Annotated in this window: 17 protein-coding genes; all 17 read right to left on the reverse strand. The window is 22.2% G+C overall.

Going from position 1 to position 13,021, the window contains the following annotated elements:
- Positions 1-300: 300 nt before the first annotated feature.
- Complete coding sequence (gene metG, locus RS022_RS02955) at positions 301-1,866, reverse strand: methionine--tRNA ligase (protein ID WP_268849705.1); 1,566 nt, start codon at positions 1,864-1,866, stop codon at positions 301-303.
- Between the two features lie 21 nt (positions 1,867-1,887).
- Positions 1,888-2,739 (reverse strand): 16S rRNA (cytidine(1402)-2'-O)-methyltransferase, encoded by an 852-nt coding sequence (gene rsmI, locus RS022_RS02960; RefSeq protein ID WP_268849706.1) that lies wholly within the window; start codon positions 2,737-2,739, stop codon positions 1,888-1,890.
- 12 nt (positions 2,740-2,751) lie between these two features.
- Positions 2,752-3,684 carry a hypothetical protein gene (locus RS022_RS02965; protein WP_268849707.1) on the reverse strand — a complete coding sequence of 311 codons (933 nt, stop codon included), beginning with the start codon at positions 3,682-3,684 and terminating at the stop codon, positions 2,752-2,754.
- Positions 3,681-4,301, reverse strand: coding sequence for a dTMP kinase (gene tmk / locus RS022_RS02970; protein ID WP_268849708.1), 621 nt, complete (start codon positions 4,299-4,301; stop codon positions 3,681-3,683). Before tmk ends, RS022_RS02965 begins: the two co-directional genes overlap by 4 nt.
- Before the next feature lie 13 nt (positions 4,302-4,314).
- Entirely contained in the window at positions 4,315-5,046 is a 732-nt protein-coding gene (gene truA / locus RS022_RS02975) for a tRNA pseudouridine(38-40) synthase TruA (protein WP_268849709.1), read from the reverse strand.
- Between the two features lie 54 nt (positions 5,047-5,100).
- On the reverse strand, positions 5,101-6,081 hold the full coding sequence (locus RS022_RS02980) for an energy-coupling factor transporter transmembrane component T (RefSeq protein ID WP_268849710.1): 981 nt from the start codon (positions 6,079-6,081) through the stop codon (positions 5,101-5,103).
- Between the two features lie 4 nt (positions 6,082-6,085).
- Positions 6,086-6,934, reverse strand: coding sequence for an ATP-binding cassette domain-containing protein (locus RS022_RS02985; RefSeq protein ID WP_268849711.1), 849 nt, complete (start codon positions 6,932-6,934; stop codon positions 6,086-6,088).
- Positions 6,910-7,731 carry an energy-coupling factor ABC transporter ATP-binding protein gene (locus tag RS022_RS02990; RefSeq protein ID WP_268849712.1) on the reverse strand — a complete coding sequence of 274 codons (822 nt, stop codon included), beginning with the start codon at positions 7,729-7,731 and terminating at the stop codon, positions 6,910-6,912. Before RS022_RS02990 ends, RS022_RS02985 begins: the two co-directional genes overlap by 25 nt.
- A gap of 55 nt (positions 7,732-7,786) precedes the next feature.
- Entirely contained in the window at positions 7,787-8,143 is a 357-nt protein-coding gene (gene rplQ / locus RS022_RS02995; protein ID WP_268849713.1) for a 50S ribosomal protein L17, read from the reverse strand.
- 168 nt (positions 8,144-8,311) lie between these two features.
- Positions 8,312-9,262: a DNA-directed RNA polymerase subunit alpha gene (locus RS022_RS03000; RefSeq protein WP_268849714.1), complete on the reverse strand. Its 951-nt coding sequence runs from the start codon at positions 9,260-9,262 to the stop codon at positions 8,312-8,314.
- A gap of 36 nt (positions 9,263-9,298) precedes the next feature.
- The gene (gene rpsK / locus RS022_RS03005; protein WP_121463669.1) at positions 9,299-9,700 is read right to left on the reverse strand and encodes a 30S ribosomal protein S11; all 402 of its coding nucleotides are present in this window, start codon (positions 9,698-9,700) and stop codon (positions 9,299-9,301) included.
- Positions 9,701-9,723: 23 nt separating this feature from the next.
- Positions 9,724-10,086 carry a 30S ribosomal protein S13 gene (gene rpsM, locus RS022_RS03010; RefSeq protein ID WP_268849715.1) on the reverse strand — a complete coding sequence of 121 codons (363 nt, stop codon included), beginning with the start codon at positions 10,084-10,086 and terminating at the stop codon, positions 9,724-9,726.
- Positions 10,087-10,103: 17 nt separating this feature from the next.
- Positions 10,104-10,220 carry a 50S ribosomal protein L36 gene (gene rpmJ, locus RS022_RS03015; RefSeq protein ID WP_268849716.1) on the reverse strand — a complete coding sequence of 39 codons (117 nt, stop codon included), beginning with the start codon at positions 10,218-10,220 and terminating at the stop codon, positions 10,104-10,106.
- Positions 10,217-10,462 (reverse strand): S1 domain-containing protein, encoded by a 246-nt coding sequence (locus RS022_RS03020; protein ID WP_268849717.1) that lies wholly within the window; start codon positions 10,460-10,462, stop codon positions 10,217-10,219. Before RS022_RS03020 ends, rpmJ begins: the two co-directional genes overlap by 4 nt.
- 70 nt (positions 10,463-10,532) lie before the next feature.
- Positions 10,533-11,276: a type I methionyl aminopeptidase gene (map, locus tag RS022_RS03025; RefSeq protein WP_268849718.1), complete on the reverse strand. Its 744-nt coding sequence runs from the start codon at positions 11,274-11,276 to the stop codon at positions 10,533-10,535.
- 59 nt (positions 11,277-11,335) lie between these two features.
- A complete protein-coding gene (gene secY, locus RS022_RS03030; RefSeq protein ID WP_268849719.1) occupies positions 11,336-12,574 on the reverse strand; it encodes a preprotein translocase subunit SecY in 1,239 nt (412 codons plus the stop codon).
- Between the two features lie 6 nt (positions 12,575-12,580).
- Complete coding sequence (gene rplO, locus RS022_RS03035; RefSeq protein WP_268849720.1) at positions 12,581-13,021, reverse strand: 50S ribosomal protein L15; 441 nt, start codon at positions 13,019-13,021, stop codon at positions 12,581-12,583.

Consider the following 13,021-nt stretch of genomic DNA (forward strand, 5'->3'; position numbering starts at 1 on the left):
TTTTAATTCATTTTTAATGATTAATTCTTGTTTTTGATTTTATTTATATTACAATTTAAAATGGTAAAATTTAATTTTTTTATATTTTTCCTTTCATCTATATTATTTCTTTTATAGTAATTTTTTTAAAAAAACAAAACTACTATTAAGTATAATTAAATCACAAAAAAAACAAGTTTAATTGTCAGTAAAATTAATTTACCAAATATAAAATTGTTTTTAGTTATTTTTTTATTATTTTATATTATTAATTTATCAAAAAAAAGATAACAAACATCATTTTTTATCTCATTATAAATATTAAAAATCAACAAAATCCTCTTTATTTAAACGTTCAAAAATTTTTTTTCCTAATTTTAATTTTTTATTTTTAGTAACTCCGAAATGAGATAAACTTTCAAAAGTATTTTCTTCTGCTTGAATTTGTTTTAAAATATTTTGAGATGTGTCTGGTAAAAAAGGTTGTAATAAAACACCTATAAAACGAATTGTTTCTACTAAATTATATAAAACAAAATCTAATTTATCTAAATTGTCTTTACTTTTAATCAAATTCCAAGGTTCCGTTAAATCAATATATTTATTACATAAACGAGCTAATTTTAATACACATTCTATAGAATCACTCACTTTATAATCTTCCATAAAATGACGCAAAGATGATATAGTTGTTAAAGATTCTTTAGCTAAATCAATAGATTCAAATTCTTTAACCTGATTTAATTTTTTTCTTAATTCTCCATTATTATATTTAAATATCATTCCTAAAGTACGACTTAATAAATTACCTATAGTATTCACAAGATCAGTATTATATCTTTCAAATAAAAGATCATAAGTTAAAATACCATCAGAATGATAAGGAATTTCATGTAAAACAAAATAACGAATAGCATCTACAGAAAAAATTTTTAATAAATCATCTACATAAAGAGTATTATTTAAAGATTTGGACATTTTTTTATTATTAAATAAAATCCAAGAATGTATCAAAAATTTTTTTGGTAGAGGCAAATCTAAAGCCATTAATAAAATAGGAAAATGAATTAAATGAAATCTAGTAATATCTTTTCCTATTATATGCAAATCACAAGGCCAAAAATATTTTAATTTATTTTTTTTATCATCTTCTCCAAAAGGATAATCAAGTCCTGTAATATAATTACTTAAAGCGTCTATCCAAACATAAACTACATGCTTAGGATTAAAATCTAAACTAATACCCCATTCAAATGAAGTTCTAGAAATAGATAAATCAGGAAGTGGTTCTTTTAATAAATTTAAAATTTCTTTCTTAATATAAGGAGGTAAAATTAAATGAAGTTCATCATTTAAATATTTTAACAATCGATCTTGATATTTATTTAATTTAAAAAAATAAACTTCTTCTTGAATCCAAACAGGTGTCTCACCATTAGCTGTTTTACCATTAATTAAATATTTTTCCGAAATATAACTTTCTTCATAAACAGAATACCAGCCTTCATATAAACCTAAATAAATATCGTCATTTTTTAAAAGTTGTTTCATAATAATTTGAACTTGTTTTTTATGAAAAGATTCACTTGTTCTTATAAAAAAATCATATTTAATATTCATTTTGTTATAAATTTCTTTAATTTTATCAGAAATTTGATCAACGTATTTTTGAGTATCTAATCCTTGTTGTAATGCTTTTTTTTTTATTTTCTGCCCATGTTCATCGGAACCAGTTTGGAAATAAACATTATAACCTTCTAATTTTTTAAATCTTGCTATAGCATCAGCTAAAATCATTTCATAAACATTTCCTATATGAGGTATAGATGAAGCATAAACAATAGAAGTAGCAATATAAAATTTTTTATTTACAGATAATATACTCATTTAATTTTCGAAAACCTTTTTTTAATTTTTTTGAACTTTAATTTTATTATAAATTATTTTTTTAGAAATTTTTCGTGCTTGCGATACTTTAGCAAAAGATTCTTTTTCATTATAACCTTGTTCTAAAAAAAACTCAATATGTTCTTCTAAACTTATATCTTTATATAAATTATTATTTTTATTAGTTTCAATAACTAAAACATATTCACCTTTTAAACATAATTCATCTTTCAAAATATCTTCTAAAGAACCATTAATAATAGTTTCGAATTTTTTAGTCAATTCTCTGGCTAAACAAATATTTCTTTCTTTTCCATAACAATCGCTAATTAATATTAATGTATCTTTGATTCTGTTTGATGATTCATATAAAATCAAAGAACCTTCAAAAAAACGATATTTTAACAAAACTTTTATTTTCATCTCTTTTTTTTTAGGTAAAAAACCTAAAAAAAGAAAAGGGCAATCAAAAGAAGAAAGAACGAAAGCAGATAAAAAAGCTGATGGTCCAGGAACAATAGTAACATTAAAACCAGCATTTTTCACTTCTTTTACCAAAAGAAGACCTGGATCACTAATTAAAGGAGTTCCTGCATCACTAATTAAAGCTAGATTATTACCTTTTTTTAACAAAAACAAGACTTTTTGCAGACGTTTTTTTTCATTATATTTATGCAAAGAAATTAATTTATTTTTAAAATTATAAAAACGTAAAATTTTAAAAGCTATTCTTGTGTCTTCGGTTAAAATATAATCAACTTCTTTTAAAGTCTCTAAAGCTCGAAAACTCAAATCAGACATATTTCCGATAGGTGTCGCCACTAAATACAACAAACTTTTATTTTCAACAAAAGTTTTTTGAATAATTACCATATATTAAATATCCTAAAATTTTATTTTTTTACTAAACTCTATTAATAAAGCTAAAAAACAAAAATGTTCTTCTAAGATATTTTTTTTCTTTTCCATTTCAACTAAGTAATTTAAAATATTAATAATTAATTTTGAAGATAATTTATTATAAAAAGAATTTTCTAATAAATTATTAGAAAAATTAAAAGTAAGATTATTTTTTTTATAATATAAATCTAAAAAAAAACTTATTAAAAGAAATAAAAAATCATCCATAAAATTTTTTTGTTTTATTATGTGTCGAACATCAAAAAATAATTTAGAAACTATTTTATTTTCTAGCGAAGTGTTTAAAAAAAATAAAAAAAATTTTTTTAAATCATAATAATAATTATCTAATTCTACTTTTCTTATTTTATTCAATAACAAAATCAAACTTTTATCTAATTCATTTATGTTATTTTTTTTATCGTTAAAAAAATAATTATGTTCATATTCATTTTCTAAAGAAAAAACTTGTGCTCGAGATAAAATAGTAGAAAGAACCAAATTACGATCTTTAGTTAACAAAATTCCTAAATTATTTTTATTAATGGGATTTTCTAAAAAATAAAGCAAACTGTTGGCAACTCTATAAGATATATTTTCGATACCATCAATAACATAAACTTTCTTTTTTTGTAACAAAGAAGTTTGATTAAAATACAATTGCATTTCTAAAATTTGTTCTTTTGTTATTTTGGTATTATTAGCATCTAAATAATAAAAATTAGGATAACAAAATGTTTTTATATGATTTTTTAAAATCGTAGAAGGTTTGTCTTTTTTTAAAAAATCATATACCAATTCAAACATAAATAATTTTTTTGCTTCTTGATGTGATCCTTCTATTAAATAAAGATGCATTAATTTTTTATTTTGAATAATAAATTTAAATTTTTCTAATAAAGATTTCATATTAATCATATTTTATTTTTTAATAACTGATGAATTTTGTTTTCAATTATCAATTTTATTTTTTCCAAAGAAAGAGTAGCATCTATTTTATAAATTCTTTCAGGATATTGTTCACAAAGTTTTAAATAACCTTTTCTAACTTCATTATGAAAACTATTTTTTTGTAAATCGAAATATTCTATTTTATATTTTCTTTGTTCCTTTAATCTTTTTATTCCGATTTCAGGTTCTAAATCTAAATAAAAAGTTATGTTAGGTAAATTTTCCATAGCTAAAAAATTAATTTTTTTTATAAAATCTGGCCCTAATTTTCTAGCGTATCCTTGATAAGCTATCGAAGAATCAATATATCGATCACAAATAACAATTTTATTATCTTTTAAAGCAGGGATGATAACTTTTTTTAAATGTTCTATTCTATCAGCAGCATAAAACAAAGCTTCTGTATAAAAATCTATTTTATTACAATATCGAAATAAAATTTTTCTCATTTCCATATTAAAAGAACATCCGCCAGGTTCTTTAGTTAAAATAACAGAATATTTTTGTATCATTTTTTCAAATAAAAAATGAGATAAAGTAGTTTTGCCTGTTCCTTCACAACCTTCAAAAGAAATAAATATCATAATCTTCCTTTTTTTAATAAAAAATTTTCTTTAAACAAAGTCCATTAGATGGAGCTAAAAAATAAAATTTTTCACTATCAACATTAAACATATTTTCTAAATCTTTTAAAGTCTTTCTTTTTTGACCTATAAAAATTAAAAAACCTACTAAAAATAAAATCATTTGTTTCAAAAAACCTTTTCCATGAAAAAATAAAATAAATTGATTTTCATTTTCTTCTGAATAAACTTTATAAATTACTTTAACTGTATTTTTTTTAAGATCTTTATTATTAGTAAATAAAACAAAATCTTTTTCGCCTTCTAATAAATAAAGAGCTTTTTTAATAAGTGGAAAATTAATATTTTCAAAGTATACTTGAAAACGATAATTAAAAGAATTTAATTTTTTTTTTGAAAAAACATACTTATAAATTTTAGATTTAGTATGATAACGAGCATGAAATAAAAAATCTTTTTTTTCTATATCTAACACTTGAATATCACAAGGCATTACCTTATTTAAAGCTCTTTTTAAAGAATCTGGTTCAATCCAAAAAGAAGTTTTAAAATGAACAACCTGTTCTTCTGCATGAACACCTTGATCAGTACGACTGGCCGCTATAGTTAAAATTTTTTGTTTAGTTATTTTAAATAAAGAACGTTCTAAAACTGATTGAATTGTTATCACATTAGTCTGTTTTTGATAACCATGATAATTAGTGCCATCATAACTTAATATTAATTTATAAGTAAATTTTGACAAATAAAAAACCTCCTTAATATATTAAATTTTTTTACAAATAAAATAATATTATTTTCAAATAAAAAAACTCCAAACAAAAAAAACAAAAATAAAACAAAAGATAAAATAATCTTTTTTGGTAATTTGGAAAACATTTAATTTTGTTCTTGGTTTTCCTAAAACATATCCTCTTGTTTCCATAGCATTAGCCAAAACAAAAGATTTTTTAAAAGCTAAAATTAAAATAGGAATTAATAATGAAATTAAATAATAAACTTTTTTAAAAATATTTTTAGTATAAAAATTAAGTCCTCGAGATATTTGAGCTTTTAAAATTTTTTTACTTTCTTCTAATAAAAAAGGAATAGACATTAAAATCAAAGAAATCATAAGAGAAAAAATTTCAACAGGAAATTTAATTATTTTAAGAGGTTTTAAAAGAATTTCTAAACCATCTTTAATTTCGATAAAAGAAGTCGTTTGGTTAATTAAAAAATTAAGCATAAAAAACAAACAAATACGTAAAAAAATAAAAAAAATGTTTAATAAATCTTTTTTATCAAAATATAATTTTAAAAAAAAATCTTGATTTAACGAAAATTGTAAAATACTAGGTAATACAATAACAAAGAAAAAAATAATTAAAAAATAAATATTTTTATATTCATTTTTTATTAAAAAAAATGATAAAAAATATAAAAACAAAATAATAATAAAAAAGAATGTTATATCATTAGGGAAAATAGAAAAAGAAAATTCTTTTTCTTTTGGCGAAACATGAAGAAAAAAACAAAAAAGAAAAAAAAACTTTAAATTTAAAATTTGTCTTATAAATTTTATGAAAAAATTATCAATAAGTTTAAATAATAAAACAAAAATAAAAATAAAAAAAATAAAATAAAAAAAATAAAATAATTGCTTTTGTAATGTTAATTTAGCATTTAAATCCAAATTTAAACTAAAAATAATTTTAAAAATTAAAATAAATAAAATGATTTTTAAAGAAGGATGAATACTTTTTAAAAAAGATTTATTTTTTATATTAATTATCTCCATGTAATTATGCACCTTTATAAAAATCCTTGAGACAATTTAACAATTCCTCATAAGAAAATTTCGACTCAAAAGAGACTCCTAATTTTTGATTTAAAAATTTTAAAATTTTAAAAATTTTAGGTTCAGATAATCCAAATTTTAATAAATTATATTTTGTAAAGAAAATTTCTTTTAAACCAGAAAATAAAATTTCACCTTTATCTAAAAAAATAATTTTATTAGCGTATTCAAATACTAAATCTATATCATGAGTAATAAAAATAATAGTGTTTTTATCTTTTTGATTTTTATTTTTTAAAATATTCATGATATCTTTGCAACTATTAATATCTAAACCTCTAGTAGGTTCATCTAAAATTAAAATAGACGGCTCAATAGCAAAAATACCAGCAATAGCAACTTTTCTTTGTTGTCCTTCAGATAATTTAAAAGGAGAATTGTCAAATAAATCTTCAGTTATTCCAACTTGTTTTAAAGCTTTAACAGCTTTTTTTTTCACTTCTAAATTATTATTATTAAAATTTTTAGGGCCAAACATAACATCTTTTAAAATAGTATTTTCGAAAAGTTGATATTCTGGAAATTGAAAAACCAAACCTATTTTTTTTTTCAAAAAAGTTAAAATTTTTGGTGATGTCTTTTTATCTATTCTCTGTCCAAAAATATCTATATAACCTTCCGACGGAACTAATAAACTATTCATTAATTGAACTAAAGTGGATTTACCTGAACCTATTTTACCAATTACAGCTATAAAATCATTTTCAGAATTAATAGACAAATTGATATTACGTAAAGCTGCTTTTTTATTTTTATTGTAATAAAAAGTTACATCTTTAAATTGTATTGCCACAAAACATCCTTTAATTGTTTGATTTTTTTTTGATTTATCTCTGATAAATCTTTTTCTTTTTGCAAATCATAATAAAGTTTTAACTCTAAAGGCAAATGATTATAATAATTTTGTAAAAATAAAGAATCTTTAATTAAATTTGAAGGTTTATCATATTTAATTAAATCGCCTTTATCTAAAATCATAATTTTATCACTTTTCAAAGCAAAAGATAAATCATGAGTTATAGTGATCAAAATTTTATTTTTTTGTTTATGAATATATTGGATAATATTATAAATTTCTTCTGATCCTTGTGGATCTAAAAAAGATGTAGGCTCATCAAAAATAATAATATCTGGTTCCATAGATAAAACAGAAGCTATAGCCACTTTTTGTTTTTGACCTCCTGATAATTCTTGAGGTTTAGAATCTAATAAATGTTGAATATTCAACATATTAGAATATTTCAATATTTTAGATTCAATTTTTTCACGAGATAATAATTGATTTTCTAAACCAAAAGCAATATCACTCTTAACATCGAAACCGACAAATTGATAATCAGGATTTTGGAAAACGATACCAATTAAAAAACGTAATTTTGTTAAATTATTTTCATTTAATTCAATATTATTAATAAAAATTTGACCTTTATGTTTGTTTAATAAACCAACTAATATTTTAGCTAAAGTAGTTTTTCCTGAACCATTATCTCCTATAATAGTAATCCATTGACCCGAATAAATTTCAAAATTCAAATTATTAAAAATTTGTTTATCTTTATAATTAAAACTTAAATTTTTAACAATTATCATTTTTTATCCTTTTTTTCGTTTAATTTATAATATTTTTTTTGATTTTTTAAAAATATTAAACAAATAAAATAAGAGCCATAGGAGCAGAATCGCCTCTTCGACATTCGCTTTTAATAATTCTTGTATAACCACTTGTTCTATCTTGGTATTTGACAGATATTTCTTTAAATAATTTTTGTAAAACAGTTTTCTTCGAATCAATTCTTTTATTAAATAAAAAAGTTGAAGCTAATCTTTTAGAATCTAAAGTATTTTTTTTACTTAAAGTAATCACTTTATCAACTACTTTTCTAATTTCTTTAGCTCTAGATTCAGTAGTAAAAAGACGTTCATTCATAATGAAACTAGCAACTAAATTTTTTAATAAAGATTTTCTATGAGATGTATCACATCTTAATTTACTATAAGCCATATTATTGCACCTTTTTAATTATTAAAAATATTTTTATATAACTCTTTATTTATAAAAAAATTATAAATTACTTTTTTTATAAATAAAAAATTCAAAAATATAAAAACTACTTAAATAAAAATAAAAAACTTTTTTTGTATTTTATATTATTTGTATTATTTTTGAATATCAATTATTATCTTTAAAATGAAGATCTAATTCTTTCATTTTTTCTTTCAATTCTTCGAAAGATTTTTTTCCTAAACTATTTAATTTTAAAATATCTTTTTCATTTTGGTCAACTAATTCTTGAACCGTATTAATTCCTGATTTTTTTAAACTATTAAATAATCTAACTGATATTTCTAATTGATCTAACCTTAAATTCAAAGCATGATTATAACTTTCTAATTTAGGTTCGTAAACAAAATCTTGATTTTGAACTGTATCACATAAATTAACTAAAACATTTAAATGATCAATTAAAATTTTAGACGCTATCGATAAAACTTCTTTAGATGAAACAGATTTATTCGTTTCTATTTCCATAACTAATTCTTCTTTGCTATTGATTTTTTGTTCTATATGATAAGTTACTTTTAAAACTGGCGTGTATAAAGAATCAATTGCGATAACTCCAAATTGATTTTTACTATAAATTTTATTATCAGCAGCAGATGAATAACCAATTCCTTTTTTAATAGTTACTTCCATTTTAAAAGAAACATCTGGTGATAAATGAGCTATTATTTGATCTTTATTACAAATATCGACTCCTTCAACAGTCTCGAAATCAGCAGCTGTTACTGTTTTTTCGCCAACAACATCTATTTTCAATTTTTCTTCAAAATCTTCTTCTTGTGAAGTAGTACTAATAACAACTTTTTTTAAATTTAAAATAATAGACATAACATCTTCATAAACACCTTTTATTAAGCTGAATTCATGATCTACGCCTTCAATTTTAACATTTACAATAGCGACTCCTGGCAAAGAAGATAATAAAACTCTTCTTAAGGAATTACCTATTGTAATTCCAAAACCTTTTTCTAAAGGTTGAATAATAAATTTACCAAAAGATAAATCTGAACCTTCTTGTTTAATATTCATGTTAGGTTTTATAAATTTCAATTTTTTCATTATAACATTAACCCTTCTTCAATAAATTTGTTTTTTTTATCCACGAGGACGTTTAGGGGGTCTACAACCATTATGTGGTACAGGAGTGACATCTCTTATAGCAGTAATTTCTAAATCAGATTCTTGTAAAGAACGAATAGAAATCTCTCTACCAACGCCAGGCCCTTTAACAAAAACTTCAATTTGTTTCATTCCTTTGTCTTTTGCTAAAGAAGAAACTTTTTTAGCTACTTGTTGAGCAATATACGAAGTAGATTTTTTACTATTTTTATAACCTAATAATCCTCCGCTACACCAAGCAATAGTATTTCCTTCTAAATCTGTAATAGTTATAATAGTATTATTAAAAGTAGCTTGAATATGAGCTATCCCTACAGGAACATTTTTTTTACTTTTTTTTACTTTAACTCTTTTTTTTGATTTAACTTTTTGAGACATAATTAAAACACTCTTCCTTTAAATTATTTAAATTTTTTATCTCCTGCGGAAGTTCTCTTACGACTTTTTTTAGCTGTTTTAGCATTATTTCTAGTTTTTTGACCTCTCACTGGTAATCCCATACGATGACGGATTCCTCTATCGCATCCTATTTCTTTTAATCTTTTGATATTTAAAGCAATTTTTCTTCTTAAATTGCCTTCTATATCATATTTATTGCATTCACTTTTAATAAGAGTTGTTTGTTTTTCGCTTATCTCATCTTGTTCGTTGATATTTAATTTTTGTAATATCTTTCTAACAGTTGCTGGACCGATACCGTAGATACTTCTGCTTAAATCGAAAACAATATTTCTCTTTTTTTTATCTTTTGATATCTTTGTCATTTACCAAACTCCTTTGTTTAACCTTGTCTTTGATTATGACGAGGTTTTTTCTTATTTATAACATAAACTCTTTTTTTACGACGTACAACGATATCATCATCACTACGTTTTTTAACAGAAGCTTTAACTTTCATTTAACATTATCCTTTTGTAAAAAACGATAAATAATACGACCACTATGATCAACTTTCACTTTATCACCTAATTGTATATGAATTCTACGAGTACGTATTTTGCCAGATATAAATCCTTCGATAATTCTTTGATCAAGAAGTTGTAATTTAAATCTTGCATTAGGTAACTTACCGACAACTACAGCTATAGCATCAGTAGAACAGTTATTATCAATCGTTTTAGAACTCTTATTATCTACCATTATTTTATTATTTTCCTTTTTTATTCATTTTTATAATTTAAATTATTAATATTTATTTTGTTTTATATCTTTATGTTAAAATTTCATATCCTTTATCAGTAACCAAAACTGTATGCTCAAAATGAGCACTTAAACTTGAATCAAAAGTAACAGCAGTCCAACCATCTTTTAATATTTTAATCTCTTTAGTTCCTAAAGTAAACATAGGTTCAATACAAAAAGTCATACCTGGTTCTAAAACATAATCTTTCGAAACAAAGTCAAAATTAAAAATATAAGGTTCTTCATGTAATTTTTTTCCAATACCATGACCTGAAAAAATCTCTATGATGCCATAATTATGTTTATTACCAAATTTACCAATAGCACGAGAAATATCCGAAATCTTATTACCAGGTTTCACTTGTTCTATTCCTAAAAATAAAGATTTTTTAGTATTTTCTATAAATTGTTTAATTTTATTTGAAACTGAACCCAAAGAATAAGTCCAAGCTGAATCTACAAAATAACCTTTATGTTTGATACCTATATCTAAAGTGACAATATCACCTAATTTAAGAATTATTGTTTTAGAAGGTAATCCGTGAACTACAGCTTCATTCACTGAAATACAAATATAACCCCCGAAGCCTTGATAACCTTTAAAAGCAGAAATAACACCGTTTTTTTTCATCAAATCAAAAGCAATCATATCTAAATCAAAGGTAGAAATACCTACTTTTAAAAATTTTAATAATTCTTTTCTTATGAAAGATAAAATCTTTCCTGCCTCTTTCATTATAACGATTTCATCTAATGATTTAATTGATAACATAAAAAAAATAAACAACCTCTAATTATTCTAATTAATTTTTTTAAAATTTAAAAATTTATTTAAAAAAATTTATTATAAATTCTTTGAACATTATTTTTTGCTTTCATATCTTGTATCGATTCTAAAGCGACGCCGACAATAATTAAAAGACTAGTCCCGCCAAAAGTAATTTTTTTAGATATTTCGCTTCCTGCTAAATAATTAATTATATAAGGAGCAGAAGCTAATAAAGTCAAAAAACAACTACCAAGAAAAGTAATTTTAAACATTTCATGAACTATTTTTTTAACAGTAGGCAATCCAGGTTGAACATCTTTTAAATAAGCATTTTGTTTTGACAAATGTTCCGCGACATCTTTAGGATTGATAGTCATAAAAGATGAAAAAAAAGAAAACAACATAATTAATAAAACATAAATGAAAAAATATATTCCTAATTCTGATCGCGATCTTACAAAAATATCAATATATCTCGAAAATGTTCCATTTATAGGAAAAAATACTGATATTTGTTGTATTAAATTTAAAAAAGCATCCGCAAAAATAATTGGTAAAATACCAGATGTATTTAATTTAATAGGGATGTGTTTATCAATTTTATCATTATTTCTATTTATAGCGTAATTAATAGGAATTTTTAAATAAGCCGAAGATAAGATAATTGTTAATATTAATAAAATAAAATAAGAAATTAAAATTAATATACGTTCTATTTCCAAACCATTTGTAAATAACAAATATTCAAAAGTTTTATATAATTTATCTGCCATCCCTATAGCTATTAATATAGAAATTCCATTTCCTAATCCCTTAGAAGTTATTAAATCAGCTAACCAAACAGATATAAAAACGCCTACTGTTAAAAAAAAGAGCGTTTGAAACATAAAATTAGATAATAATAATGATGGGGATTCAATTTGAATAAATGTCCATCCATGACCTAAAGATAATAAAATAGTCAAAATTCTAGTCCATATATTAATTTTACGTTTTCCTTTTTCTCCTTGTTCTTGCCATTCTTTCATAAAAGAGAATACCTTTTGACTCAATTGAATAACAATAGAAGCAGTAACATAAGGCATAACTCCCAAAGATAAAATACATAAAGAATGATTGTTAGAAAATAATGATTCAAAAATTTTTGAACTTTGCGATAATTTTAATACTAAATAGTAATTATCTAAAAAAGGAATATAAATTCTAGTACCAATAACATAAACAAAAATAATAAATAAAGTAAAAAAAATTTTTTTAATTGTTTTTTTTTTATCTACTAAAAAATTAATTAATCTTGTCATATAAAACTACCTTATTATTTCTATATTACCACCATTTTGTTCGATAATATCTTTTGCTTTTTTAGAAAATTTACAGGCTTGAACAGTTAATTTCTTAGTTAAATCACCTTTAGCTAAAACTTTAACCAATAAATTATTATTTTTAATTATTTTCTTTTTCAATAATAAATCTTTTGTTATTAAAGAACCGTCTTCAAACAGTTCTAATTCTTTTAAATTAACTATACAATATTTAATTTTATTAAAATTATGAAATCCTCTTTTAGGAATTCTTTGAAAAAAAGGTGTTTGGCCACCCTCAAAACCTAATCGAGTACCACCTCCAGTACGAGCTAACTGGCCTTTATGACCTTTACCCGAAGTTTTACCGTTTCCACTTCCAGGTCCACGTCCTAAACGTTTAATTGTTTTTCTAGCGCCTTTAACAGGTTTTAATAAATGTAACAT

This window comes from Candidatus Phytoplasma rubi, from assembly GCF_026821955.1.
Lineage (GTDB): Bacteria > Bacillota_I > Bacilli_A > Acholeplasmatales > Acholeplasmataceae > Phytoplasma > Phytoplasma vitis.

Excerpts from the sequence above, each read along its gene's own strand:
- metG (WP_268849705.1), bottom strand. The coding sequence starts at position 1,866 with ATGAGTATATTATCTGTAAATAAAAAATTTTATATTGCTACTTCTATT.
- rsmI (WP_268849706.1), bottom strand. The coding sequence starts at position 2,739 with ATGGTAATTATTCAAAAAACTTTTGTTGAAAATAAAAGTTTGTTGTAT.
- RS022_RS02965 (WP_268849707.1), bottom strand. The coding sequence starts at position 3,684 with ATGATTAATATGAAATCTTTATTAGAAAAATTTAAATTTATTATTCAA.
- tmk (WP_268849708.1), bottom strand. The coding sequence starts at position 4,301 with ATGATATTTATTTCTTTTGAAGGTTGTGAAGGAACAGGCAAAACTACT.
- RS022_RS02980 (WP_268849710.1), bottom strand. The coding sequence starts at position 6,081 with ATGGAGATAATTAATATAAAAAATAAATCTTTTTTAAAAAGTATTCAT.
- RS022_RS02990 (WP_268849712.1), bottom strand. The coding sequence starts at position 7,731 with ATGATAATTGTTAAAAATTTAAGTTTTAATTATAAAGATAAACAAATT.
- rplQ (WP_268849713.1), bottom strand. The coding sequence starts at position 8,143 with ATGGCTTATAGTAAATTAAGATGTGATACATCTCATAGAAAATCTTTA.
- RS022_RS03000 (WP_268849714.1), bottom strand. The coding sequence starts at position 9,262 with ATGAAAAAATTGAAATTTATAAAACCTAACATGAATATTAAACAAGAA.
- rpsK (WP_121463669.1), bottom strand. The coding sequence starts at position 9,700 with ATGTCTCAAAAAGTTAAATCAAAAAAAAGAGTTAAAGTAAAAAAAAGT.
- rpsM (WP_268849715.1), bottom strand. The coding sequence starts at position 10,086 with ATGACAAAGATATCAAAAGATAAAAAAAAGAGAAATATTGTTTTCGAT.
- rpmJ (WP_268849716.1), bottom strand. The coding sequence starts at position 10,220 with ATGAAAGTTAAAGCTTCTGTTAAAAAACGTAGTGATGATGATATCGTT.
- RS022_RS03020 (WP_268849717.1), bottom strand. The coding sequence starts at position 10,462 with ATGGTAGATAATAAGAGTTCTAAAACGATTGATAATAACTGTTCTACT.
- map (WP_268849718.1), bottom strand. The coding sequence starts at position 11,276 with ATGTTATCAATTAAATCATTAGATGAAATCGTTATAATGAAAGAGGCA.
- secY (WP_268849719.1), bottom strand. The coding sequence starts at position 12,574 with ATGACAAGATTAATTAATTTTTTAGTAGATAAAAAAAAAACAATTAAA.
- rplO (WP_268849720.1), bottom strand. The coding sequence starts at position 13,021 with ATGTTACATTTATTAAAACCTGTTAAAGGCGCTAGAAAAACAATTAAA.